The organism is Xanthomonas hortorum (assembly GCF_011305375.1).
In the GTDB taxonomy this organism is placed as follows: domain Bacteria; phylum Pseudomonadota; class Gammaproteobacteria; order Xanthomonadales; family Xanthomonadaceae; genus Xanthomonas; species Xanthomonas hortorum_E.
On record NZ_VCME01000011.1, the window covers coordinates 93,267 to 116,978 of the forward strand.

At 64.5% G+C, this 23,712-nt stretch carries 19 protein-coding genes; 12 read left to right on the plus strand and 7 right to left on the minus strand.

Annotated elements, in window-relative coordinates; all coding sequences use genetic code 11:
• The first annotated feature begins 42 nt into the window (after positions 1-42).
• The 3 genes from dnaE to FFY45_RS11845 all read left to right on the plus strand — a co-directional run bounded on the left by dnaE (position 43) and on the right by FFY45_RS11845 (position 5,581).
• Positions 43-3,633: a DNA polymerase III subunit alpha gene (dnaE, locus tag FFY45_RS11835; RefSeq protein WP_176340574.1), complete on the plus strand. Its 3,591-nt coding sequence runs from the start codon at positions 43-45 to the stop codon at positions 3,631-3,633.
• A gap of 159 nt (positions 3,634-3,792) precedes the next feature.
• Complete coding sequence (locus FFY45_RS11840; RefSeq protein ID WP_023903424.1) at positions 3,793-4,752, plus strand: acetyl-CoA carboxylase carboxyltransferase subunit alpha; 960 nt, start codon at positions 3,793-3,795, stop codon at positions 4,750-4,752.
• Positions 4,753-4,825: 73 nt separating this feature from the next.
• Positions 4,826-5,581 carry a tetratricopeptide repeat protein gene (locus FFY45_RS11845; RefSeq protein WP_176340575.1) on the plus strand — a complete coding sequence of 252 codons (756 nt, stop codon included), beginning with the start codon at positions 4,826-4,828 and terminating at the stop codon, positions 5,579-5,581.
• Between the two features lie 74 nt (positions 5,582-5,655).
• Here the strand turns inward: FFY45_RS11845 and FFY45_RS11850 are convergent, their stop codons facing one another.
• On the minus strand, positions 5,656-6,102 hold the full coding sequence (locus FFY45_RS11850) for a CopD family protein (RefSeq protein ID WP_023903422.1): 447 nt from the start codon (positions 6,100-6,102) through the stop codon (positions 5,656-5,658).
• 73 nt (positions 6,103-6,175) lie between these two features.
• On the opposite strand from FFY45_RS11850, the gene FFY45_RS11855 reads away from it, so the two are divergent.
• Both FFY45_RS11855 and FFY45_RS11860 read left to right on the plus strand, forming a co-directional pair.
• Entirely contained in the window at positions 6,176-6,778 is a 603-nt protein-coding gene (locus tag FFY45_RS11855) for a methyltransferase (protein ID WP_176340576.1), read from the plus strand.
• A 244-nt stretch (positions 6,779-7,022) separates the two neighbouring features.
• Complete coding sequence (locus tag FFY45_RS11860; RefSeq protein WP_176340577.1) at positions 7,023-8,366, plus strand: polyhydroxyalkanoate depolymerase; 1,344 nt, start codon at positions 7,023-7,025, stop codon at positions 8,364-8,366.
• 707 nt (positions 8,367-9,073) lie between these two features.
• Here the strand turns inward: FFY45_RS11860 and FFY45_RS11865 are convergent.
• Together FFY45_RS11865 and FFY45_RS11870 are read right to left on the minus strand one after the other, a co-directional pair.
• On the minus strand, positions 9,074-9,985 hold the full coding sequence (locus tag FFY45_RS11865; RefSeq protein ID WP_176340578.1) for a sensor domain-containing protein: 912 nt from the start codon (positions 9,983-9,985) through the stop codon (positions 9,074-9,076).
• Positions 9,982-10,344 (minus strand): PadR family transcriptional regulator, encoded by a 363-nt coding sequence (locus FFY45_RS11870; RefSeq protein WP_162498259.1) that lies wholly within the window; start codon positions 10,342-10,344, stop codon positions 9,982-9,984. The genes FFY45_RS11865 and FFY45_RS11870 overlap by 4 nt, the downstream gene beginning before the upstream one ends.
• Before the next feature lie 342 nt (positions 10,345-10,686).
• Between FFY45_RS11870 and FFY45_RS11875 the strand changes: the two genes are divergently transcribed.
• Positions 10,687-12,261, plus strand: coding sequence for an alginate export family protein (locus FFY45_RS11875; protein WP_176340579.1), 1,575 nt, complete (start codon positions 10,687-10,689; stop codon positions 12,259-12,261).
• A gap of 413 nt (positions 12,262-12,674) precedes the next feature.
• Here FFY45_RS11875 and FFY45_RS11880 read toward each other — a convergent pair whose 3' ends face one another.
• Positions 12,675-14,042, minus strand: a complete 1,368-nt coding sequence (locus tag FFY45_RS11880; RefSeq protein ID WP_176340580.1) for a hypothetical protein — start codon at positions 14,040-14,042, stop codon at positions 12,675-12,677.
• A 155-nt stretch (positions 14,043-14,197) separates the two neighbouring features.
• Here FFY45_RS11880 and FFY45_RS11885 point away from each other — a divergent pair, with 155 nt between their 5' ends.
• The 3 genes from FFY45_RS11885 to FFY45_RS11895 all read left to right on the plus strand — a co-directional run bounded on the left by FFY45_RS11885 (position 14,198) and on the right by FFY45_RS11895 (position 16,473).
• On the plus strand, positions 14,198-14,872 hold the full coding sequence (locus tag FFY45_RS11885; protein WP_023903330.1) for a DUF502 domain-containing protein: 675 nt from the start codon (positions 14,198-14,200) through the stop codon (positions 14,870-14,872).
• Between the two features lie 4 nt (positions 14,873-14,876).
• The gene (locus tag FFY45_RS11890; RefSeq protein ID WP_176340581.1) at positions 14,877-15,653 is read left to right on the plus strand and encodes a queuosine precursor transporter; all 777 of its coding nucleotides are present in this window, start codon (positions 14,877-14,879) and stop codon (positions 15,651-15,653) included.
• Positions 15,654-15,882: 229 nt separating this feature from the next.
• Positions 15,883-16,473: a LysE family translocator gene (locus FFY45_RS11895; protein ID WP_176340582.1), complete on the plus strand. Its 591-nt coding sequence runs from the start codon at positions 15,883-15,885 to the stop codon at positions 16,471-16,473.
• Here FFY45_RS11895 and FFY45_RS11900 read toward each other — a convergent pair.
• Entirely contained in the window at positions 16,439-17,170 is a 732-nt protein-coding gene (locus tag FFY45_RS11900) for an AraC family transcriptional regulator (protein ID WP_176340583.1), read from the minus strand. The two genes, FFY45_RS11895 and FFY45_RS11900, sit on opposite strands and share 35 nt — an antisense overlap.
• 326 nt (positions 17,171-17,496) lie before the next feature.
• On the opposite strand from FFY45_RS11900, the gene FFY45_RS11905 reads away from it, so the two are divergent.
• On the plus strand, positions 17,497-19,437 hold the full coding sequence (locus tag FFY45_RS11905; protein ID WP_176340584.1) for a DUF885 domain-containing protein: 1,941 nt from the start codon (positions 17,497-17,499) through the stop codon (positions 19,435-19,437).
• Between the two features lie 6 nt (positions 19,438-19,443).
• On the opposite strand, the gene mmuM is transcribed toward FFY45_RS11905, so the two are convergent.
• Both mmuM and mmuP read right to left on the minus strand, forming a co-directional pair.
• The gene (mmuM, locus tag FFY45_RS11910; protein WP_176340585.1) at positions 19,444-20,406 is read right to left on the minus strand and encodes a homocysteine S-methyltransferase; all 963 of its coding nucleotides are present in this window, start codon (positions 20,404-20,406) and stop codon (positions 19,444-19,446) included.
• Complete coding sequence (gene mmuP, locus FFY45_RS11915) at positions 20,403-21,800, minus strand: S-methylmethionine permease (protein WP_176340586.1); 1,398 nt, start codon at positions 21,798-21,800, stop codon at positions 20,403-20,405. Before mmuP ends, mmuM begins: the two co-directional genes overlap by 4 nt.
• 412 nt (positions 21,801-22,212) lie before the next feature.
• Here mmuP and gloA2 point away from each other — a divergent pair, with 412 nt between their 5' ends.
• Entirely contained in the window at positions 22,213-22,602 is a 390-nt protein-coding gene (gloA2, locus tag FFY45_RS11920) for an SMU1112c/YaeR family gloxylase I-like metalloprotein (RefSeq protein ID WP_006450217.1), read from the plus strand.
• A gap of 207 nt (positions 22,603-22,809) precedes the next feature.
• Complete coding sequence (locus FFY45_RS11925) at positions 22,810-23,703, plus strand: ABC transporter ATP-binding protein (protein WP_006450216.1); 894 nt, start codon at positions 22,810-22,812, stop codon at positions 23,701-23,703.
• Positions 23,704-23,712 lie beyond the last annotated feature (9 nt).

Genomic DNA, 23,712 nt, shown 5'->3' on the forward strand with positions numbered 1-23,712 from the left:
GGCCACGGTCGCTACCCTGACCGCGCATTATTCCGGTCTCGCATGTCCACTTCCCGCTTCGTCCATCTGCACGTCCACACCGAGTTCTCGCTGGCGGATTCCACCATCCGTGTGCCCGAGAAACCGGATCAGGCTGACCCGAAAAAGGCCAAGCAGGCCAACCTGCTGAGCCGCGCGGTCGAACTCGACATGCCCGCGCTGGCGGTCACCGACCTCAACAACCTGTTCGCGCTGGTCAAGTTCTACAAGGCCGCCGAAGGCGTGGGCATCAAGCCGATCGCCGGCGCCGACGTGATGATCGCCACACCGGACATGACGCCCTGGCGCATGACCCTGCTGTGCCGCGACCGCGAAGGCTACCTGAGCTTGTCTCGGCTACTCACCCGTGCCTGGATGGAAGGCCACCGCCCCGAAGGCGGCGTGGCGATCCACCCCGAATGGCTGCAGAGCGGCCACGCCAACCTGTTCGCCCTGGCCGGCCGCGACAGCCTGGCCGGGCGCCTGTTTGGCGAAGGCCGCGCCGATCTGGCCGAGCAGCAACTGGCCGACTGGCAACGCGTATTCGGCGATGGCCTGCATCTGGAGCTCACCCGCACCGGGCGCGAGGGCGAAGAACGCTTCAACCAGTTCGCCCTGCATGCGGCCGGTGTGCGCGGCCTGCCGGTGGTGGCCAGCAACGATGTGCGCTTTCTGTACGCCAGCGACTTCAATGCGCACGAAGCGCGCGTGTGCATTTCGTCCGGCCGCGTGCTCGACGATCCCAAGCGCCCGCGCGAGTACAGCGACCAGCAGTACCTGAAGTCTGCCGACGAGATGGCCGCGCTGTTCGCCGACGTGCCCGACGCGATCGACAACACCCACGCGCTGGCGCAACGCTGCAATATCGAAATGCGCCTGGGGACCTACTTCCTGCCCGCCTATCCGGTGCCGGAAGACGAGACGCTGGACAGCTGGATCCGCAGCCAGGCGCGCGACGGTCTGGCCGCACGCCTGGAAAAAAGCCCGATCGCCCCCGGCAAGACCCGCCAGGACTATGTCGACCGGCTCGAATTCGAGCTGGACACCATCATCAAGATGGGCTTCCCCGGCTACTTCCTGATCGTTGCCGACTTCATCCAGTGGGGCAAGAACCAGGGCATTCCGATCGGCCCGGGCCGCGGTTCCGGCGCCGGCTCGCTGGTGGCCTGGGCGCTGCAGATCACCGATCTGGATCCGCTGCCGTACAACCTGCTGTTCGAGCGCTTCCTCAATCCCGAACGCGTGTCGATGCCCGACTTCGACATCGACTTCTGCATGGATCGCCGCGACGAGGTGATCGACTACGTGGCGCGCAAGTACGGGCGCGAGCGGGTCAGCCAAATCATCACCTACGGCACCATGGCGGCCAAGGCGGTGGTGCGCGACGCCGGGCGCGTGCTCGGCTTCACCTATGGCCTGGTCGACAGCGTGGCCAAGCTGATCCCCAACATCCTGGGCATCACGCTCAAGGATGCGATGGGCGAAGGCAAGGATTCGGAGATGGCCTCGCCGGACCTGATCCAGCGCTATCAGGTCGAAGACGACGTGCGCGACCTGATGGACTTGGCGCGCCAGCTCGAAGACCTCACCCGCAACGCCGGCAAGCACGCCGGCGGCGTGGTGATCGCGCCCGAGCCGCTCTCCGAGTTCTGCCCGCTGTTTGCCGAACACGACGAGGGCGGGCGCGGCAAGAATCAGGTCACCCAGTTCGACAAGGACGACGTCGAAGCGGTCGGCCTGGTGAAGTTCGACTTCCTCGGCCTGCGCACGCTGACCATCATCGATTGGGCGGTCAAGGCGATCAACGTGCGCCACGCGCGCGCCGGCATCGACCCGGTCGACATCACCACCCTGCCGCTCGACGACGTGCCCACCTACAAGGGCGTGTTCGCCTCGGGCAATACCGGCGCGGTGTTCCAGTTCGAATCCTCGGGCATGCGCCGCCTGCTCAAGGACGCGCGGCCGGACCGTTTCGAAGACCTGATCGCGCTGGTGTCGCTGTACCGCCCCGGCCCGATGGATCTGATCCCGGACTTCAACGCGCGCAAGCACGGCCAGCAGGAGATCATCTACCCGGATCCGCGCACCGAGGCCATTCTCAAGGACACCTACGGGATCATGGTGTACCAGGAGCAGGTGATGCAGATGGCGCAGATCGTCGGCGATTATTCGCTGGGCGGCGCCGACCTGCTGCGCCGCGCGATGGGCAAGAAAGTGCCGGCCGAAATGGCCAAGCACCGCGAGATATTCCGCGAGGGCGCCGCCAAGGGCGGCGTGAGCGCGCACAAGGCCGACGAAATCTTCGACCTGATGGAGAAGTTCGCCGGCTACGGCTTCAACAAGTCGCACGCCGCCGCCTATGCGCTGGTCAGTTACCAGACCGCCTGGCTGAAACGGCATTACCCGGCCGAGTTCATGGCCGCCACGCTGTCTTCGGACATGGACAACACCGACAAGGTGGTCGGCTTCCTCGATGAGGTGCGCAACCTCGGCTTGACCGTCAAGCCGCCGCGCGTCAACGAATCGGCCTACATGTTCGAGGCCGCCACCCCGGACACGATTCAATACGGCCTGGGCGCGATCAAGGGCGTCGGCCAGGGCGCGTGCGAGGCGATCATCGAAGAACGCCAGCGCGGCGGTCCTTACACCACGCTGCTGGATTTCTGCACGCGTGTGGGCACCGCAAAGCTCAACCGGCGCACGCTGGAAGCGATGGTCAATGCCGGCGCGATGGACGGCCTGGGCAAGAACCGCGCCTCGCTGATGCTGCAGCTGCCGGAGGTGATGAAAGCCACCGAGCAGATGGCGCGCGAGCGCGCCTCGGGGCAGAACTCGCTGTTCGGCGGGCCGGACCCGAGTGCACCGGCACTGCGTCTGGACCTGCCCGAAAGCAAGGAATGGCCGCTGGGCCAACTGCTCACCGGCGAGCGCGAAACGCTGGGCTTTTATCTCAGCGGCCACCCGTTCGACCCGCACCGCGACGAAGTGCGCGAACTGGTCGGCTGTGATCTGGGGGCGCTGGAAAAGATCCTCGCCTCGCAACAACGTGGCGGCGGTGGAGGCGGCGGCGATGGCGAAAAACGTGCCTGGCGCCCGGAAGTCAGTGCCATTCTCGCTGGCCTGGTGGTCGGCGTGCGCCGCAAGGGCGACAGCCAGGTGTTCGTGCAACTGGAAGACGGCCGTGGCCGGGTCGAGTGCAGCGCGTTCTCCGATGCGATGGCCGAGTTCGGGCATCTGCTCACCCGCGACCGCATCCTGATCGTCAAGGGCGGCCTGCGCGAGGACGAATTCAACGGCGGCTACAGCCTGCGCATCCGCCAATGCTGGGACTACGAGCAGATCTGTGCCGACCACGCGCAACGGCTGTCGCTGCGCCTGGACCTGCGCGAAAAACAGGCCTGGAAGCGCATCGACGCCCTGCTGGCCAAGCACCGCCCCGGCAAGACGCCGCTGCGCCTGGACCTGCTGCTACGCGCCCAAAGCGGCGGCGTGGCCGGCATGCTCGACCTCAACGGCAGCCACTCGGTACGCATCGACCAGCACTTGATGGACAGCCTGCGCGCCGACCCGGCAGTGCGCACCTTGAAGATCAAGTACAGCCCACCGTGGGCGTGAGAATGGAGAATCGGGAGTGGGGAATCGCAAGAGCGAGGCGGTCGGATACCTTGCTCTGATTCCCGATTCTCCATTCCCGATTCCTCTCCCAACCCCACCGTACGGGTTCATCGGACGCATTCCGCTACACTTCCCGCCTTACGTTGACGACACCACTGCATGAATCCTAACTACCTCGACTTCGAGCAACCCATCGCCGATCTGGAAGCCAAGATCCAGGAACTGCGCAAGGCCAGCACCGGCCCTGCAGTCAACGTGGACACCGAAGTGCGTGCGCTGCGCGACAAGCTGCGCATACGCACCGCACAGATCTTCCGCGACCTCTCCGCCTGGCAGGTCTCGCAGCTGGCGCGCCACCCGCAGCGCCCGTACACGCTGGACTACATCAACACCATCTGCGACGAATTCCAGGAACTGGCCGGCGACCGCGCCTATTCCGATGACAAGGCGATCGTCGGTGGCCTGGGCCGCATCAATGGCCGCCCGGTGGTCATCATCGGTCACCAGAAAGGCCGCGACACCAAGACCAAGGTTGCACGCAACTTCGGCATGCCGCGTCCCGAGGGCTACCGCAAGGCGCTGCGCCTGATGAAGCTGGCCGACCGCTTCCGCCTGCCGCTGCTGACCTTCATCGACACCCCGGGTGCCTATCCTGGCATCGGCGCCGAAGAGCGCGGGCAGTCCGAAGCGATCGCGCGCAATTTGCTCGAAATGGCCGAATTGAAAGTGCCGGTGATCTGCACCGTGATCGGCGAAGGCGGCTCCGGCGGCGCGCTGGCGATCGGTGTGGGCGACCGCACCTTGATGCTGGAATACGGCACCTATTCGGTAATTTCGCCGGAAGGCTGCGCCTCCATCCTGTGGAAGGACGCCGCCAAGGCCAAGGACGCCGCCGAGCAGCTCGGTCTCACCGCCAAGCGCCTGAAAGGCCTGGGCCTGGTCGACAAGGTGATCCGCGAGCCCACCGGTGGCGCGCATCGCAATCCCGAGCAGATGGGCAAGCGCCTAAAAGCGGTACTGCTCAACGAGCTGGATGCGCTGGAAAAGATCCCGGTCGACGCCCTGCTGCAGCAGCGTTACGAGCGCCTGCGCAGCTACGGCGCCTACGAAGGCAATTGATCGGCGGTTGACTCACGATGGCGCAGAACGCGCCATCGCACCGCCAGGCACGCATGAAAAGGATGTCCGCACAATGAGCCCGCTGCTGCTTTTATCGCTGGTGTTACAGGCCGCCTGCTGCGTGCACGTGGTCCGCAGCGGCCGCCCGCTGTACTGGATCTTCATCCTGCTGGTACTGCCTTTTCTGGCGACGCTGGTCTACATCGTGGTGGCGGTGATTCCGGATCTGCGCAACGACCCGACCGCCCGCCGCGGTTTGCGCAAGGTGCGTCAGCGCATCGATCCGCAACGCGAACAACGCGACGCCTCGCGGCAACTGGATGTGGCCGACACTCCGGAAAACCGCCGTCGGCTCGCGCAGACGCTGCTGGAACAAGGCGATTACACGCGTGCGGCAGAGCTCTACCAGGGCGCGCTGCGTGGCATCTACCGCGACGATCCAGACTTGATGCTGGGCCTGGCCAAGGCGCAGTACGGGCTGGGCCAGGCGGCGGAAACACGCAAGACCCTGGACGCATTGATCGCCGCCAATCCCAACTACCGTTCGCACGACGGGCATCTGCTGTATGCACGCGCGGTCGAAGACAGCGGCAGCATCGACGAGGCGCTGCACGAGTACGAGACGCTTGCGCAAGGCTATCCGGGCGAAGAAGCACGCGTGCGCTATGCGCAATTGCTGCTGCGCGCTGCGCGCCAGCAGGAGGCCAAGGCCATCTTCGAGCAGGTGCTGCGCCACGCGGCCGCCTCGCCCAAGCATTACCAGCGCGAACAACGCGCCTGGATCGACATCGCACGCAAAGGTCTGAGCGAGCTGGGCGTCGACGCGTAACTGCTACCTGACCCAGTCAACCTGCGTCGGCCAGCGCCTCGGCTCGGCACACGCCGTCTGTTCGTCAACAGCGCTCAAAACGGCTTGGCGAGCACCAGCCAGATCACGCCGACCAACAAGAACACCGGCACTTCGTTGAACAACCGCAGTGCACGGCCGCTGGGCACGGCGCGCCCCTGGTCCACGCCCTTCAACCAGCGCCCGGACACGATGTAGTGCGCCAGAATCAGCGCCACTGCAAAGAGTTTCGCGTGCATCCAGCCGCCAGCCACCATCGTCGGGAAGTCAGGAATCACCCGATAGCCTTGCCACAACACCGCACCCAGCACCAGCGCCAGACCCAGCATGCTGTGGCCGAACTTGTAGAGGCGCCGCCCCATCAGCACCAGTCGCGTGCGCACTGCGGGTTCGGCGCCGGCTTCGGCGATATTGACCAGGATGCGCGGCAGGTAGAACACCGCGGCCATCCAGGCGATGACGAACAACAGGTGGAAGGTCTTGATCCACAGATACAGGGTCATGGGCTGGCTTCGCTGGCTGGCGTAGGATGGCCCGCATTTTCACCTATCCGCTCGCGCGAAAGCACATCCGTCCATGCATCAGCCCGACGACAAACAGTACGACGCCCACTATTTCAGCCGCTGGTATCGCGATGCGGGCTTAGCCGACCCGGCGCGCCTGCGACGCAAGGTCGCACTCGCGGTGAGCCAGGCCGAGTACTACCTGGAGCGCCCGATCCGCAGCGTGCTGGACATCGGCTGTGGCGAGGCCGCGTGGCGCGCACCGTTGCTGGCGCTACGGCCAAAGCTCAGTTATCTGGGTTTCGACAGCAGCGCCTATGCGGTGCAGCGCTACGGGCGCAGCCGGCAGATCCACCCTGCCCGCTTCGGCGACTTCGCCTGGCTGCGCCCGTGCGCACCGGTGGATCTGCTGATCTGCTCGGACGTGCTGCATTACGTGCCCACGCGTGAGCTCAATCAGGGTCTGCCCGGATTGGCCGAGATGTGCGCAGGCGTGGCGTTTCTGGAGACGTTTGCGCAGGAGGATGCCTTCGAAGGCGATCACGATGGTTTTCAGCCGCGCCAGGCGCGCTGGTATCGGCGCCGCTTCGCCAGCGTGGGCTTTGCGGCGCTGGGGTCGCATTGCTGGTTGTCGCCGCAGTTGGGTGGGGAGGCATCGGCACTGGAGCGCGGTTGAGGGTCGTCCGTTGGTTGCTTGAATGACTTACCGCGTGTGGCTTTGCCCCGTACCCTCACCCCAACCCCTCTCCCGCAGGAGAGGGGCTTCGATGGTCCTACTATTAACGCGATCTTCCCCGTAGCGCTAAGCCGTTCGGAAGATCACAAATGGCGGCAGATGAAGCTGCTTACGCTTGCCATATCTCCTATGACAACCTCTACCGTCCGCAGCCCCATTAAGGTGCAAATGCGCCAAAGCGGGTATGCTGCGTGGCAGCAAAGCCGCACGGATGGGTGGAATGCTTTATCAACTGCACGAGCTAACCCGTAATCTGCTCGCCCCCTGGGTGCATCAGGCCCAGGCGAACGCCAAGATGTTCTCCGACCCCGACAGTCTGTGGGCCTCGCTCCCGGGTGCCGAACGCATGGCAGCCAGCAATGAGCTGTTCCACCGCCTCGGCAAGGAATACGAAAAGCCCGCCTGGGCGCTCGACGATGTCGAGGTCGACGGCCACTCGCTGCCGATCATCGAACGCGAAGTCCTGAGCAAGCCGTTCTGCCGCCTGCTGCGCTTCAAGCGTTTCAGCGACCATGTCGAGCTGATCGGCACGATGAAGCAGCAGCCTGCCGTGCTGGTGGTGGCGCCATTGTCCGGCCACCACGCCACCCTGCTGCGCGACACCGTGCGTACCCTGCTGCGCAACCACAAGGTCTACGTGACCGACTGGGTCGACGCGCGCATGGTGCCGCTGGAAGCCGGTGCTTTCCGGCTCGAGGACTACATCAGCTACATCCAGGAATTCATCCGCCACATCGGCGCCGACCGCCTGCATGTGGTGAGCGTGTGCCAGCCCACCGTGCCGGTGCTCGCGGCGGTATCGCTGATGGCCACCAACGATGAGCCCACGCCGCGCTCGCTGGTGATGATGGGCGGGCCGATCGATGCACGCCGCAGCCCGACCCAGGTCAACAACCTGGCCACCGAGAACGGCATCGAGTGGTTCCAGAACAACCTGATCCACACCGTGCCGTTTCCCTATCCGGGGCATGGCCGGCAGGTGTATCCGGGCTTCCTGCAGCACGCCGGTTTCCTGTCGATGAATCCCAACCGGCACGTGATGTCGCACTGGGATTTCTACACCGATCTGGTCAAGGGCGACCTGCAGGATGCGCAGGCGCACCGGCAGTTCTACGACGAATACAACGCCGTGCTCGACATGCCGGCCGAGTATTACCTGGACACGATTCGCGTGGTGTTCCAGGACTTTTTGCTGCCGCAGGGCAAGTGGAAAGTGGACGGTCAGTTGGTGAAGCCATCGGCGATCCGCAACACCGCGCTGCTCAGCATCGAGGGCGAACTGGACGATATTGCCGGCCTCGGTCAGACCGAAGCGGTGCACGATCTGTGCACCGGCATCGATGCGGCGCATCGCCGTCATCTGGTGGTGGAAGGCGCCGGCCATTACGGCATCTTCAGCGGCCGTCGCTGGCGCGAAGTGGTGTATCCGCAGGTGCGCGAATTCATCGCCCGCTACGACGCAGACCCGGTCGGTAGCCGCGATCCGGCCACCGTCACCCCGATCCGCAAGCGCGGCAAACGCGCTTGATCAGGTGAAAAAAAAGCGCCTTGATCGATCTCGATCAAGGCGCTTTTTTTATGGACAGATTCTTGGTTCAAGCGAAGACAGAATAGTGCGTGATCGCGCGGTCGCGTGCGCGGTGCCCTCGCCGCCCGCGGGACACGCCGCAAGTACGTCCATGTAGGCTCGGTGGCGGCATCCATGCCGCCACACGGTCCCGCAATCGGCAAGGACACCGCACCAGAAAGTTAGTCGGTTGCTTTGTTGAAAGCCTGCCTGTTGATCTCGTTGCGTTGCGAAGCTGATCGGACGCGCAGTTATCCAGACAGCGCATGTCATGCCTTGCTTGCAACCATGCATACCGACCATCTCGACTGGTCCTTGCCCACCCACCGTCGCGGGCTCTCACGCGGCATGGATGCCGCGTAAGAGCCTACACGGACGTACTTGCGGCGTGTCCCGCGATGGTGGGCGGGCAAGGGCCCCGCAGCCAAGTGGAAGATCAGCCGCTCTGCAACTGATCTATCCGCACTGTCCAGTCACTTCCACGACAACCTGAATTTCAAGTCGTAGTGTCATTAGGTCAAAAGCCAGTCAATCGAGCGCGCGGAGCCCTAACCGCACATGGAAGGTTGCTGGTTGTTTCGTTGAAACTGCGTGCGCTGCCGACTTGGTACTGCAGCGATCGCAGCCGCGTGTCGCACAACGCGCAATCACGCAGTCGCGCAGTGCACTCAACTTTCGCCACTTTTGACCAGCAAGTGCTTGGCGAACATGCCATGCAGCTTGCCGAAGGCGCGCGCCAGATGCAGCGTGACGAACAGCAGCAGCACGCCCACGACAAACAACGGCAGCGTCAGCCAGGGGCTGGTGACATCCACGCCATCCCAGGTCAGCACCGCCGTGTTATCGAACAACAGTGCCAACGGTGAAGCGGCCAAGCCCAGCGACAGCGACAACAACGTGGTGAACACGCTGAAGTAGATCACGCCCAGCGGCAGCATCAGCAGGAAGTACAGCATCGTGCTCCAGGTGCGCGCATCAGTGAACATCGCACCGATGCGTTGCAGCCAGCCACCTTGCGGCCCGGGATGGGCGGGACGACGCGGCATGCGCACACCCAGCAGCGTCTCCACCACGCGGCCTTCCACCAGCGACAGCACGCGCACCGACCCGAAAAACAGCACCAGCAGCGGCACACCGATGATCAGGATCAACAGGCCCGCCGACAGACTCGCGCCGGTCACCACCCAGGTGAAATAGAACACGCCGGTGACCAGCGACAGCAGCATGTAGAACAATGCGCCGTATGTGCGCGGGTCGGCCGCGACGCCGAAGAACTTGCCCACCCAGGAACTGCGTTTGGGCGGTAGCGGCGGACGCAGTGCGCGCGTCACCGTCACTTCGGTCTCGCGATAAATCTCGGCCACTTCATCCGGCGCGCCGTAGCTGCTGGCCACGCCGGCGATCACCTCGGCCTCGCTCTTGCCAGCCTGCTCGGCCAGTTCGGCGCGCAGGTATTCCTCGGCGTCGTAAAGTGCGTCCTGGATCATCGCCGGATCCGCGCCGGCTAAGGCCTGGCGCAACTGCGTCAGGTAATCGGGAATGGTGGTCGGCAACGGACGTGTCTGCGCAATGGTCGTCATGGGTGAGTCCCCTCAAGCACTGAATCAACGGAATCGCGGGTGGCGCGCCAGGCGGCGGTCCAGTCGCGCAGGCAATCACGCCCGGTTTGGGTGATGCGGTAGTAGCGCCGCGGCGGACCGGACGCAGAGGGCTCGACATGGCTCTGCAGCAGCCCTGCCGCTTCCAGATTGCGCAGCACCGGATACAGCGCGCTCTGCTTGCCGCTCAGCACGCCATCCAATCGCTCCAGGCGCTTGGCGATCAGGTAGCCATACAGCGGCTCGTCGGCCTGCGCCAGCACTGCCAGCAACGCCAGCGACACGGTGCCGGCGCTCAGTTCTTTCTGAAATTTTCGTAGGTAGGCATCCGGCTCGCTCATCGCCATCTCCGCTAGGTCGAAGACGATACTAGTGAGAAGTTAGGTATAGCGGATGTGCTGTTAGTCATGGAGGCGGGTTATGTCAGTCGGGATTCGGGATTCCGGCTTCGCAAAGGCATGCAGGCCGAGAATTTCCGTGCATCGACTCAAGCGAACTGAAGAAGAATTGGCACAGCAATCGACACGCCTGCTGTTGCGAATCCCCAATCCCCAATGACAAATTCCGGCTCATGTACTTAGAACCATTGGGTTACTGCCTTTACGGCATGGCTCCACTACAGTCCTTGGGCACTGAGCCGATACACCGTGCTCAGGCGACTCACTTTTAGATAGGGCGACACGATGCGACTTGCGCGTTTGGCACGACCGGCCATGGCTGACACTTCCTTTGGTACCACCCGGCGCCTCTGCCTTGCGATCGGGTTGTCGCTGCCTGGCGTGAGCGTTGCACAGGCGCAGACAGCGCCGGTCAATGCCGAGCAGACTCAGCCGGACACCCGCAAATCGCAAGCGCCTGCTGCAGCACCTGCTGTCCCTGCTGCGCCCGCTGCATCCAAGGGTTACCCGCTCGAAGCGCAGGGTTGGGGTGCCAAACAGGGCGGCAACATGTGGCAGGTGCGCTGGGTTGAAGACTGGTCGTATCTGAAAGATCCGTCCAAGCGCAAGAGCCCGTTCGATCCGCTCAAGTACATCCCGCTCAGCGAATCCGGCGATGTCTACGTGTCGCTCAGCAACGAGCTGCGCGTACGCAGCAACACCATCACTAATCCCGGGCTGATTCCGGGCAGCCATTCGCAGCAGCAGTATCTGTTCCGTGCATTCTTCGGCGCCGACTTCCATGTCGGCGAGCATTTCCGTCTGTATACCGAGCTGGCGCATGGCAGCCTGGATGGGCGCAACGAAGGCGCCAAGACCGGCACGCAGGAAAACAACGCGATCCTGCAGCAGGTGTTCTTCGACGTGAAGGGCAACATCGGCGGCGCCGACACCGGTCTGCGTGTGGGCCGTCAGGTGTTCGTCGACGGCCCGACCACATTGATGGCGCTGCGCGACAACACCGATATCTTCGTGACCTTCAACGGTGTGCGCGCCTGGGCGATCGGCGAAAAGACCCGTGTGGACGTGTTCGATTTCAACTTCAATCTGGATGGCACCGAAGGGTTGGGCGACGATCGCATCGACCGCTCGCGGCATTTCCGCGGCGTGGTTGGCGGGTATCGCCTGCCGACCGCCAAGCCGATGTATCTGGAGCCGTTCTTCTATCAGTTCCGCAACGACAATCAGTTGTGGGGCCGGCAGACCGCCGAAGAAAACCGCAATTACTACGGCCTGCGCCTGTGGGGCAATGTGGGCAAGCTGCGCACCGATTCGTTCGTGACCGTGCAGCGCGGCAGTTTTGGCGGACGCGATCTGCGTGCCTACATGGCCAGCACCTCCAATGCCTGGACGTTGAGCGACAGCGGCTGGAAGCCACGTGTGGGGTTTCACAGCGAAATCGCCTCCGGTGGCGGCGGTACCTCCGGCACCGGCACCTTGCGCAATAACAATTTTCTCTACGGCAACACGATCTACTTCAGCTGGGCGACGTTCTTCGGCCCGGTCAATCTGGTCACTGCTGCACCGACGCTCATCTTCTCGCCCACGCCCAAGCTCACCGTGAACCTGGAATGGGAAACCTTGTGGCGCCAGACCACCAGTGATGCGATCTACAACAACCAGGCGCGCGCCTATGCACGCACGCAGAGCACCGGCGAGCGCCGCATCGGCACCATGCCGCGCATCAACGCGACCTGGAATATCGACCCGAACTGGTCGGTGACCTTCCGCGCCGAACACCTGATCGCCGGCCCCGCGCTGACCAAGGCCGGTTACGGCGATTCGACCTTCGTGATGGGGTGGTTGAACTTCCGGTTCTGAGTAAGCAGTACGGTCCCGATCGCTGTTCTGCACTGATCTGCGCCCTGCAATCGGACGCGATGAATGTGTCGGTTTTTATAGCGGCTGATCTGCGGGTTTGCTGCAGGGCCCTTGCCCGCCCACCATCGCGGGACACGCTGCAAGTACGTCCCTGTAAGCTCTTACGCGGCATCCATGCCGCGTAAGGTCCCGCGACGGTGGGCGGGCAAGGACCAGTCAAGATGGTCGGTGTGCGTAGCTTTAAATAAAACAGCCAGCAAACTTTCTGGTGCGGTGTCCTCGCCGCTTGCGGGACCGTGTGGCGGCATGGATGCCGCCACCGAGCCTACATGGACGTACTTGCGGCGTGTCCCGCGAGCGGTGAGGGCACCGCGCGCTCGACCGACTCGGTTTTTGACTGCATCTAAACGCCACTAACTCCGTTTGATCGATATCGCCGCCGGCTCAGGCGGCCGCTTGCTGCCGGCCAGCGGCCACTGATCTTCCACCACCTTCTCCTCGGGCCTGGCGTATTGACGCAGCTGCACGCTCCGGCCATCGGCACCGGGCTGGAGTGGTCGCGCTTGTCCGCGCAGCGCTGGCGGCAAGCCGGCAAGGCGCTGCTCCAGTGTCTGCGCATCATTGGGATGATCGCGTAACCACAGCACTGCCGACAGCGCGCGCAATGCAGCCGCGGTGTCCTGGAGCTTGTGCTGGTACTGCGCATAGTCAGGGCGTGCCATACCCGCCAACAGACACCCCACCGCATTGGCAATACAGCCCATCGACACCGTGTCCGGCACTGGAATCATTGCCTGCGGCACCGCTTGATCCTGCGCCAGCAAGGTCCGCACCGGCGCGCTACACGCCCAGGTATAGGTCGGCGCCATCAGCGCACGGGTACGCTCGTGGTCGAGCAGACGCAGCGACAACCGTTCGTCCCAGGACAGATCGGTTGCCGGGTCCTTGCGAACCTCTGTCTCGAGCATCGACAGCACCATTCGCGATTCGCCGTGCAAGGCATTGCACAGCGAGACCTCATCGACCGCAAGCGGCGCGAATGCAGTGAGGCATTGCGCGGGTAACGGATGCTTTGCAGGCAGCTCGGCCAGCATTTCAGCAAACAGATGCGCGCTGGTACGCAGCATCGCCGCACCAACCATCGGCATGATGAGGTTGTCGCCGCTACGCAGCAGTACCCGCGCAATCCGTGCATCGGCGCAGACGCCCGCCAGCGCCTGCTCGGTGCGTCCTTGGACGAAGTCCAGCGCGTTGCTGGTCATCGACAGCTTGAACCGCGGCAGTGTCGGTAGCGGGGCGGTGGCGCTGGGCGGGAACGGGCTGCGGTAATCTGCATAGCCCGCAAGATCGCGCAACGTGATCAACTGCCGCGTCTGTGTGGCTAGCGCGTCGGCATAGGCTTGCGGCCGTTGACGCACGCGGTCCAGGCACCCGTCATAGCGCGTACACAGTTCCGGGGCCGACGCAGGCCAATCCGGCCGGCGTGGATAGCGTGTGGCGGCGCTTTGCAACAGCATGCCGGCGGGCAAGCCTTCGAACCGCTGCACATCCTGCGCAAGCAGCGCTTCACGCTGTGCATCCGGCACCGCGTACGGCAACGACCATAGCGCGACAAACATGTTGGGCCCACGCAGCGGCAGCGGCGGTTGACGCAGTTGCGCCAACGCCTGGCGTTGTGCCTCAGGAATCGGCCAGCGTGCGGAGATCGCGTACAGGGCCACCAGTAGGGCAACCAGAATGCAGAGCCCCAGCAGGGCCGACTTGAGGAATCTGGCGAGCATGCGTTTGCAACCTTCCGTGGATGAACTGCGCCATCTTAGAGCGGCAGGCACCGGCTCACGCGTGCCATAACGCGTATGCGCACTTGCCGTCTCCCGAGCGAACAAGCACTGCCTCGGGTCTGCACCGGACCCGGCCGAGTGCCTACAATGCGCGGATGTCCGAATCCCCCACTCCGCATCCCCGCCCTTCCCTGCAACGGGTCTTTCTGACCGGTTTGCTCACCCTGCTGCCGGTCTGGTTGACCTGGGTGGTGGTGAAGTTCGTGTTCTCGCTGCTCTCTGGCATCAGCAGCCCGTGGGTGGTGCCGTTGTCCGAACGCATCGCCGCCTCGTTCCCCGACTATCTGGGCTGGATCAAGGCGCTGTGGGTGCAGAACACCATCGCGCTGATCGCCACCGTGGGCGTGATCCTGTTCGTCGGCATCCTGAGCCGGCGCGTGATCGGCCAGCGCCTGTTGCGCTGGTTCGAGGCGATCATGCGGCGCATCCCGTTGGCCAGCGTGGTCTACGACAGCGCGCGCAAACTGCTCGACATCCTGCAGACCCAGCCTGGCAGCACCCAGCGCGTGGTGCTGATCGACTTCCCGCATCGCGACATGAAGTCGGTGGGCCTGGTCACGCGCGTGATCAAGGAACAAGGCACCGGCCGCGAGCTGGCGGCGGTGTATGTGCCGACCACACCCAACCCGACCTCCGGCTATCTGGAGATCGTGCCGGTGGAGTTGCTCACACCGACCGACTGGACCGTGGATCAGGCAATGAGCTTCATCATCTCCGGCGGCGCGGTGGCGCCGGAGTCGGTGCCCTTCACCCGTACTGCGGATCGCTAACGCCATGACACAGGTGCGTACCCTCGACGATCGTGCGGTCCGCCTATTCATTGCGCTGGCGGCGTTCTTCTGCGTCAACGCGGCGCTGGCCGAGTTCATCGGCGTCAAGATCTTCGCGCTGGAAGACACGCTCGGCATCGCACCGCTGAACTGGAATCTGTTCGGCCAGACCGGCTCGCTCAGCTTCACCGCCGGCACCCTGCTGTGGCCGGTGGTGTTCATCATGACCGACACCATCAACGAGTTCTTCGGCAGCCGCGGGGTGCGTTTCATCTCGTGGGTGGCGGTGGCGCTGATCGGCTACGGCTTCGTGTTTGCGTTCGCGGCGATCGCGCTGGCGCCGGCCGGTTGGTGGGTCACTGCGGCGCAGAGCCAGGGCGTGCCCGATTATCAGGCGGCGTTCGCGGCGGTGTTCGGGCAAGGGTTATGGACGATCGGTGGGTCGCTGGTGGCGTTTCTGTTCGGCCAATTGATCGATGTGTCGGTGTTCCACCGCATCCGCCGCGCCACCGGCGAAAAGCACGTGTGGCTGCGCGCCACCGGCTCCACGGCGGTGTCGCAGTTGGTGGACAGCTTTGTGGTGATCTACATCGCCTTTGTGCTTGGCCCGCAGCATTGGTCCACCGACCAGTTTCTGGCGGTGAGCACGCTCAACTACCTCTACAAGATGGGTTTTGCGGTCGCGCTGATCCCGCTGCTGTATCTGGCCCGGCGCGCCATCAGCGCGTATCTGGGCGCTGCGCGCGCCGAGCAGTTGCGTGAGGAAGCCGCTGCCGACTGAGCGTGGCCGGCAAGACGAACGCGCTCACCGCCAGGTACGCGCAGCGCCCGCAGTGGCGTGTCGCACTCGAACGCCGTGTTTCCGAGAACACGCCCCCCGTGCACATCACGACTGCCAGCTCCGTTTTGTCAGCCACTCCGAGCGGACCAAAGTCGCCCGTCGAAATTTTGTTCAATCCGTCATCGCCCTCGCTGGCCATGCTGTTGCGCCCCGCTATGGACGTCGCGCAATGGACCATCTTGTGGCAATGGCGAGCTTCGCGCTGGTGTGCTCGATTTCGCCCGGCCCGGTCAACCTGGTCGCGCTGAGCACCGGCGCCAGCGCCGGCGCGCGTGCCGGGCATCCCCATGTGATCGGGGCCACCGTGGGCTTCGTGGCGCTGCTGCTGTTGGTCGGCATGGGGCTGCAGCAGGTATTGGTGCGCTGGCCGCTGCTCGGACGCGCATTGCATCTGGCCGGGGTGGCGTTTCTGCTCTACATGGCGTGGCGCCTGCTGCGCGACGATGGCGTCATCGACGCTTCCAGGCCGCGCCCGAGCGCCTCGTTCTGGAACGGTGCGGCGATGCAATGGCTCAACCCCAAAGCCTGGCTGGCGGCGACCTCCGGCGTGGCCCTGTATGCAACGGCAGGCAGCACGCAACTGGCCGGCTTTGCGGCGGTGTATGCGCTGATCTGCTATCCCTCGCTGGCGTGCTGGTTGCTGGCCGGCGCAGTGCTGCGGCGGCATGTGCAGGTACCGAAACAGCTACGCCGGTTGAACCGGATATTGGCCGCGCTACTGGTGCTCAGCGCCGTCTATCTGCTGATGAACTTCTGCTGAGGGCATGGGGTCCGGCATTGCGATAGTGCCCGGGTGTCACCGCCCAGGCGCGTTTGAAGCTGCGCTGCAGATGCGCTTGGTCGGCGTACCCGTGCGCATAGGCAACCTCGGCAATGCCGCCACCGCGACGCAAGGCCTCACGCGCACGCTGGAACCGGCAGTCCAGCAGATACGCGTGCGGGGTCAGACCATGGGCCTGACGAAAACCGCGAATCAGGCGCGGCGCAGGCATCCCGGCCAGCGCGCACAGTTCGCGCAGCGACACCGCACGCGCGTGATGGGTCTGCAGATACTCGGCCACCTGCCGCATCGGCCCGGTATCGACCGCAACCGCACGGCTCATCGGCTCCACGTGCAGATGCAGGCGCGCCACGAACGCGATCAACGCGCTCTCGCGTGCAAGCGCATCGGCGTTGTCGTCGATCAGCAGCGCATGCATGCGGTCGAAGGCGGCGTAGGCTGCCGGCGTCTGGCACAACGGCGCTGCCAGCATATGCACATCCGTATTGGCGGCCAGGCCGAGTGCGCGTTGTTGTTCGCGCAGCCACGCCACGTCCAGATACAGCATGCGGAACGACCAGTCCTGCTGCGGATCCGGATTGCAGGCATGCACATCGCCGGGGTTGATCAAGGTCAGCGACTGCGCGCCCACCTGCGCCCACCTGCGCCCGCACGCGTCCATTACGGTAACGCGCAAGCCCGCGATCCACCGCACCCACCGACCATTGCTCGTGCGTATGCGCCGCATAACAGAGCGTGCGGCTGTTGATCACCTGACGGAGTTCGACGAAGGGCAATGCCGCATCGCGCCAGAACCCCTGCCCGCCTTGCAGGGGCAACTGCGTCCCGCGTGTCGATTCATCCTGTTGCATGCGCGCAAGACTATCGCACTGCAACATGCGTGTGCGTCACCCATCTGCAGCGCGGGCTTCATGAATTTCAGGCGGGCCAGGTGTCGCGGGTGGGTGGCTTGAACGGTGCGGATCGGGCAAGCTCCCCGCTCGCTTGTTCCCGGAGCCGGTAATGCCCCTCAGCTTTTCCCGCCTGCTGTCCCTGGCCATGGCCGCCATCATGAGCCTGTCGCTGGCAGCGCCCGCCGATGCGGCCAAGAAGAAAACCGGCAAGGCACAGACCTCGCAAACGCGCGCGAAGGCGAGCAAAGGCAAGAAGACCGCCAAGCCGGCGGCCAGGACCACCAAGGCTGCCAAAGGGGGCAAAGCCGCCAGGGCCAAGCCGCGCGTCGTCGCCGCGCCCGTGGTGCTGACCAAGGCGCAACAGCTCAACCTGCTTTACGACCAGTACTGGGATGCCTCGCTCAAGCTCAACCCGCTGCAGGCCACCTTCCAGGGCGAAACCCGCTACAACGACCAGTTGCCCAACTTCCTGTCGCCGGCGTTCCGGCAACAGTCGCACGACTTCACCGTGCTGTGGCTGGGCAAGGCCGAGGCGTTGGGCCCGGACGGCCTGAGCGGGCAGGACCTGCTCAGCTATCAGATCTTCGTGCGCGACGCGCGCAGCGCACTGGCAGCCGAGCAGTTCCCCAGCTGGATGCTGCCGATCAACCAGTTCTACAACATCGCCAGCATCGCGGTGGTGCTGGGCTCGGGCACCGGTGCGCAGCCGTTCAAGACGGTCAAGGACTACGACAACTGGTCGCGGCGTGCGGTCGGCATTCCCGAGCTGTTCGACCAGGCGATCACCAATATGCGCGCCGGCATGCAGGCCGGCGTGGTGCAGCCGAAGGTGCTGATGCAAAAAGTGCTGCCGCAGCTGGACGCGATCATCGCGCGCAATGCCGAAGACAGCCTGTTCTGGGGCCCGGTGCGCAACCTGCCGGCAGACATGCCCGAGGCCGACAAGCAGCGCATCACCGCCGAATACAAGCGTTTGATCGAAGTGCGCATCATGCCGGCCTACCGGGAGCTGCGCGGCTTCATCGCCACCGAATACCTGCCGGCCTGCCGCGATACCGACGGACTGACGGCGCTGCCCAATGGCGCGGCCTGGTACGCCTACGACGTGCGTCAGAGCACCACCTCCGAGCTGACCCCGGACCAGATCCATCAGATCGGGCTGGATGAGGTGGCGCGCCTGCAGGGCGAGATCGCCGCGCTGGCCAAGCAGGTCAAGTTCCGCGGCAACCTGCCCAAGTTCTACAAGTTCATGCAGACCGACAGGCGCTTCGCGTTCCGCAGCGACACCGAATTGCTGGGTTATTACCGTGGGCTGCAGGGCCGCGTACAGCTGGCGGTGCCGCGCCTGTTCAATGTCCAGGGCATGCCAGCGCTGGAAGTGCGTGTGGTGGAAGCGCAGCGCGCGCAGGCGGCCGCCAGTGGCTCGTACATGCGCCCCAACGGCGACGGCAGCACGCCGGGCATCTTCTACGTCAACACCTCCGACCTGCCCTCGCGCAAGACCTGGGAGGCCGAGAGCCTGTATCTGCACGAGGCCATTCCCGGCCATCACTACCAGCTCGGGCTACAGCAGCAGCTGACCGATCTGCCCAAGTTCCGCCGCCTGGGCGGCGAGACGGCGTATATCGAAGGCTGGGGCCTGTACGCGGAGTCGCTGGGGCGCGAGCTGGGGCTGTATCAGGATCCGTACAACACCTACGGTTATCTGCAGAACGCGCTGTGGCGCTCGATTCGCCTGGTGGCTGACACCGGCCTGCACAGCAAGGGCTGGAGCCGCACCCAGGCGATCGACTACATGCTGGACAACTCGGGCATGAGCCGCACCGATGCCGAAGCCGAGGTGGACCGCTACATGGCCATCCCCGGCCAGGCGCTGGCCTACAAGGTCGGCGAGATGAAGATCGCGCAGCTGCGCGAACAGGCGCAACGCGAACTTGGGCCACGCTTCGACGTGCGCGCCTTCCACACCGAAGTGCTCAAGGATGGCTCGGTGCCGCTGGAGATCCTGCAGGACAAGATCCAGCGCTGGATCGCCACGCAAAAAGGCTGAGGCAGCTCAGCCCGCCGTGCGCGCAGCCGCCAACGCGGCGATGTCGCGCGGCGTGGTGCGGCAGCAACCGCCGATCAACCGCGCACCGGCCGCCAGCCACTGTGCGTGCTGGTCGGCCAAGCTGCATGCCGTCGTGCTTCCTGCGTGCCAGCGCTTGTCGCTGGCATCGTAGTGCTCGCCCGAATTGGGATACACCACCAGCGGCAGCGCTGTCAGCGCGGACAGCGTCTGCAAGGCGGCGGTGACGTGTTCCAGTGCAATGCAGTTGATGCCCACTGCAATCACTTGCTTGCAAGCATCCAGCGCCGGGATGACCTGTGCCAACGGCGTGCCGTCGCTCAGATGCGCGGCATCGCGCAAGGTGAAGGAAAACCATGCATGCAGCTGTGGAAATTCTTCCAGCAGCAGGCGCAGCGCGACGATCTCGTTGGCAGACGGCAGCGTCTCGCAGGCCAGGACATCCACACCCGCCTCGGCCAACGCGGCGATACGTGGACGATGAAAGTCCATCAGCTGTGCCAACGGCAGAGCGTAGTCGCCACGGTATTCCGAACCATCAGCCAGATACGCGCCATACGGCCCGACCGACCCGGCCACCCATAACGGCGCGTCCTGTGGATGGGCAAGCAGATGATCGGTGCGCGCCTGCGCGGCCAATGCCACGCTGCGTGCGATCAGTGCTTGCGACTGCGCCAGGTCCAGCCCGCGCGCGGCAAAGCCCAACGGTGTGGCCTGGTAACTGGCGGTGATGGCGCACTGCGCGCCGGCGGCGAAATAGTCGCGATGCACTTGATAGATCAGCTCCGGCTGCTCCATCAGCACGCGCGCCGACCACAGCGCATCGTTGAGATCGCAGCCACGTTGTTCCAGTTCGGTAGCTAGCGCGCCATCGAGCAGCACATAGCCATCGTGCTGCAGGGCCTGGCTGAAAGGTGCGTCGGCACGCGGCCGGCGGGGAAGAATCGTCATGCGTGCTGTCTCCGGGCCGCAAGCCATTGTGTGAGTGCGTAGGCGCCGTAGCACAGCGCCACAAACGGGATGCCGCACCACAGCGCGATGCGTTGCTGCGGATCGAATGCCAGCCCGATACAGGCCAGCAGACACAGCGAAAACCCCAGGATCGGCGTCCACGGATACCACGGCGCGCGATACGCCAGGCTCTCCGGCGCGATGCCGTCGCGCAGCAACTGGCGCCGAAAAAAGTAATGCGAGGCGCAGATGCTCAGCCACACCACTACCACCGCAAAACCCGATACTGCCGAGATCGCAACGAACACGGTGTCGGCCGCGTACACGCCGGTGAGCAGCGCCAACAGACCACCGAGCATGCTCAACGCCAATGCCGGCAACGGGATGCCGCGCCGGGTCAGGCGCGCCAGCCGCGCCGGCAGCGTGCCTTCGTTGGCCAGCGACCACAGCATGCGCGCGGCTGCGTACAGGCCGGAATTGGCCGCCGACAGGATCGCGGTGAGGATCACTGCATTCAAGATGTCGGCCGCATACGGAATGCCCAGCAACTCGAACGCGCGCACGAACGGGCTGGTCTCCACTGCTGCCTGCTCGGCCGGTAACAGTGCGGCCAGCACCAGCACGGTGCCAACGAACAACACCACCAACCGGACCAGCGTGGTGCGGATCGCCAGCGGAATCGCACGTGCCGGCTGCGCGGTTTCGCCGGCGGCAACACCGATCAACTCGGTGCCGGAGAAAGCGAAGTTCACCGCCACCATCGTCATCAAAATCGGCAAGGTGCCCTGTGCAAACCAGCCATCGGCGCGCAGGTGGCGCAGCCCGGGGGCCGGCGAACCATCTGCCAACGGCAACACGCCGACCACCGCAGCACCACCGAGCACGATGAACACCAGAATGGTGATCACCTTGATCAACGAAAACCAGAATTCGCCTTCGGCAAACCAGCGCGCCGACACCGTGTTCAAGCCGAAGATCAGCGCGCAGAACAAAAGACACCACGGCCATGCCGGTGTGTGCGGGAACCAGTACTGCATGCAGAACGCGGCAGCGGTCAGGCTCGATCCCAACGCCACCGTCCAGGTCAGCCAGTACAACCACGCCACCACATAGCCGGTGGCCGGCCCGAGATAGCGCGCGGCATACACGTGAAAGGCACCGGTCTGCGGCATCGCCACCGCCAGCTCGCCCAGGCACTGCATCACCAGATACACCACCAATGCGCCGATCAGATACGCGATCACCGTGCCCAACGCACCGGTGCTGGCGATGATGTAGCCGGTGTTGAAGAACAACCCGGTGCCGATGACCCCGCCCAGCGACAACATCACCAGGTGGCGCACCTGCATGCTGCGCTGGAATTGCGGTGCGGCGTTGGAGGTGGGTTCGGGCATCGGTATGGCGGGTCGGTGGCCCAGCATCCTGCCATGCGCGCGCAGGCGAGCACAGCCACGCGGTGGCCAGCCGTGACGCGGCACCAACAATCCGCGATGCCGTGCGGCGATACCGCGCGGGGCGTTTTGCCTCGATGCGCTCCAGCGCGCGTCGCGCTCGGCCTGGTCTGCACAACACGCTGCGGGCACCCCGGGGGGTATCCTCGCCACTGCTCATCCGGACCGCTGACATGCCACATGACTTGCACACACGCACCTACGCGCAGACGCAGCGCTGGAGTGCATCCTCGCTGCCTGCATGTATCGCAGATGCCATCAATGCCGCTGTCGTCGTCGCTGCATGTCGCGCATCCATGCTGGCCGCTAGCGACGCGGGGCAGCGCCAGCTCCCCCATCGCATGCGAGGCGCCGCATGATGCTCGCCGGCATTCACCACGTGGCGATCATCGCCGGCGACTATGCGCGCTCCAAGCAGTTCTATTGCGACGTCCTGGGTTTGCGCGTGCTCGCAGAGCATTACCGCCAGCCGCGCGATTCCTGGAAGCTGGATCTGGCGCTGCCCGACGGCGGCCAGATCGAGCTGTTTTCGTTTCCCGACGCACCGCTGCGCCCCAGCCGCCCGGAAGCACGCGGGCTGCGTCATCTTGCCTTCCGGGTCGAAGCGCTGGACGCGGCCGTCGCGCATCTCAACGCGCACGGCGTGGCCACCGAAGACATCCGCATCGACGAATACACCGGCCGCCGCTTCACCTTCTTCGCCGATCCGGACGACTTGCCGCTGGAGCTCTACGAAGTCGGTTGAACAGCAGACCCGGCAGGTTCGGTCACATCTGCCACGGAGGCACGTCGAAGAATCAAAGCGATCAACAAAGCTACTGCGCGGCCGCCAGGCGGGCACTCGGTATGTTTTGTTAGCCGCTGGTAGTCGATGGTCGCTGTGACTTTCGGCGGATGCGGCGATGCGGTAACGCCATGAAGATCGAACCACACCAGGACACAGGAACCGTACATGCTGCAGATCCGTGCATTGTCCAAGACCTACGCCAATGGCGTGCATGCGCTGCAAGGCGTCACCCTCGACATTCCTCGCGGCATGTTCGGATTGCTGGGGCCAAACGGCGCCGGCAAGTCGTCGTTGATGCGCACGCTGGCCACGCTGCAGGAGCCCGATTCGGGTAGCGTCAGCCTGACCGGCGCCGACGGCAGCAGCATCGACGTGCTCACCGACAAGGACGCCTTACGCCGCCGGCTGGGCTATCTGCCGCAGGATTTCGGCGTGTATCCCAAAGTCAGCGCGCTGGACATGCTCGATCACTTCGCCGTGCTCAAGGGGCTGAGCCATCGCGGCCAGCGCAAGGAGGTGGTCGAGCGGCTGTTGCAGCAAGTGAATCTGTGGGACGCACGCAAGCGCAAGCTCGGCACCTATTCCGGTGGCATGCGGCAACGTTTCGGCATTGCGCAGGCGCTGCTGGGCAACCCGCAATTGGTCATCGTCGATGAGCCGACGGCCGGGCTGGATCCGGAAGAGCGCAATCGCTTTCTCAATCTGCTGGCCGAAATCGGCGAGAACGTGGTGGTGATCCTGTCCACCCACATCGTCGAAGACGTCACCGACCTGTGCCCGACGATGGCCATCATGAACAAGGGCCAGGTGTTGCTGACCGGGCGGCCCGCCGACGCGATCGACATGCTGCAGCAGCAGGTCTGGCGCAAACAGGTCGCCAAGCAGGCGTTGCCCGATTACGAGGCACGCTTCACCGTGCTGTCCACGCGTCTGATTGCCGGGCATCCGGTGATCCACGTGTTCAGCGCCGACTGCCCGGAGCCGGGTTTCGAACAGGTCGCTCCCGATCTTGAGGATGTCTATTTCCAGCGCCTGCGCAAGCAAGCGCTGGCTGCCTGACGGAGCGCT

Bases quoted from the DNA above. Each gene is read 5' to 3' on its own strand.
- FFY45_RS11905 (WP_176340584.1), top strand. From the start codon at position 17,497: ATGCCCCTCAGCTTTTCCCGCCTGCTGTCCCTGGCCATGGCCGCCATC.
- FFY45_RS11925 (WP_006450216.1), top strand. From the start codon at position 22,810: ATGCTGCAGATCCGTGCATTGTCCAAGACCTACGCCAATGGCGTGCAT.
- FFY45_RS11840 (WP_023903424.1), top strand. From the start codon at position 3,793: ATGAATCCTAACTACCTCGACTTCGAGCAACCCATCGCCGATCTGGAA.
- gloA2 (WP_006450217.1), top strand. From the start codon at position 22,213: ATGATGCTCGCCGGCATTCACCACGTGGCGATCATCGCCGGCGACTAT.
- FFY45_RS11855 (WP_176340576.1), top strand. From the start codon at position 6,176: ATGCATCAGCCCGACGACAAACAGTACGACGCCCACTATTTCAGCCGC.
- FFY45_RS11875 (WP_176340579.1), top strand. From the start codon at position 10,687: ATGCGACTTGCGCGTTTGGCACGACCGGCCATGGCTGACACTTCCTTT.
- FFY45_RS11895 (WP_176340582.1), top strand. From the start codon at position 15,883: ATGGACCATCTTGTGGCAATGGCGAGCTTCGCGCTGGTGTGCTCGATT.
- FFY45_RS11890 (WP_176340581.1), top strand. From the start codon at position 14,877: ATGACACAGGTGCGTACCCTCGACGATCGTGCGGTCCGCCTATTCATT.
- mmuM (WP_176340585.1), bottom strand. From the start codon at position 20,406: ATGACGATTCTTCCCCGCCGGCCGCGTGCCGACGCACCTTTCAGCCAG.
- FFY45_RS11845 (WP_176340575.1), top strand. From the start codon at position 4,826: ATGAGCCCGCTGCTGCTTTTATCGCTGGTGTTACAGGCCGCCTGCTGC.
- FFY45_RS11885 (WP_023903330.1), top strand. From the start codon at position 14,198: ATGTCCGAATCCCCCACTCCGCATCCCCGCCCTTCCCTGCAACGGGTC.
- FFY45_RS11865 (WP_176340578.1), bottom strand. From the start codon at position 9,985: ATGACGACCATTGCGCAGACACGTCCGTTGCCGACCACCATTCCCGAT.
- FFY45_RS11880 (WP_176340580.1), bottom strand. From the start codon at position 14,042: ATGCTCGCCAGATTCCTCAAGTCGGCCCTGCTGGGGCTCTGCATTCTG.
- FFY45_RS11850 (WP_023903422.1), bottom strand. From the start codon at position 6,102: ATGACCCTGTATCTGTGGATCAAGACCTTCCACCTGTTGTTCGTCATC.
- FFY45_RS11860 (WP_176340577.1), top strand. From the start codon at position 7,023: ATGCTGCGTGGCAGCAAAGCCGCACGGATGGGTGGAATGCTTTATCAA.
- dnaE (WP_176340574.1), top strand. From the start codon at position 43: ATGTCCACTTCCCGCTTCGTCCATCTGCACGTCCACACCGAGTTCTCG.
- FFY45_RS11870 (WP_162498259.1), bottom strand. From the start codon at position 10,344: ATGAGCGAGCCGGATGCCTACCTACGAAAATTTCAGAAAGAACTGAGC.
- mmuP (WP_176340586.1), bottom strand. From the start codon at position 21,800: ATGCCCGAACCCACCTCCAACGCCGCACCGCAATTCCAGCGCAGCATG.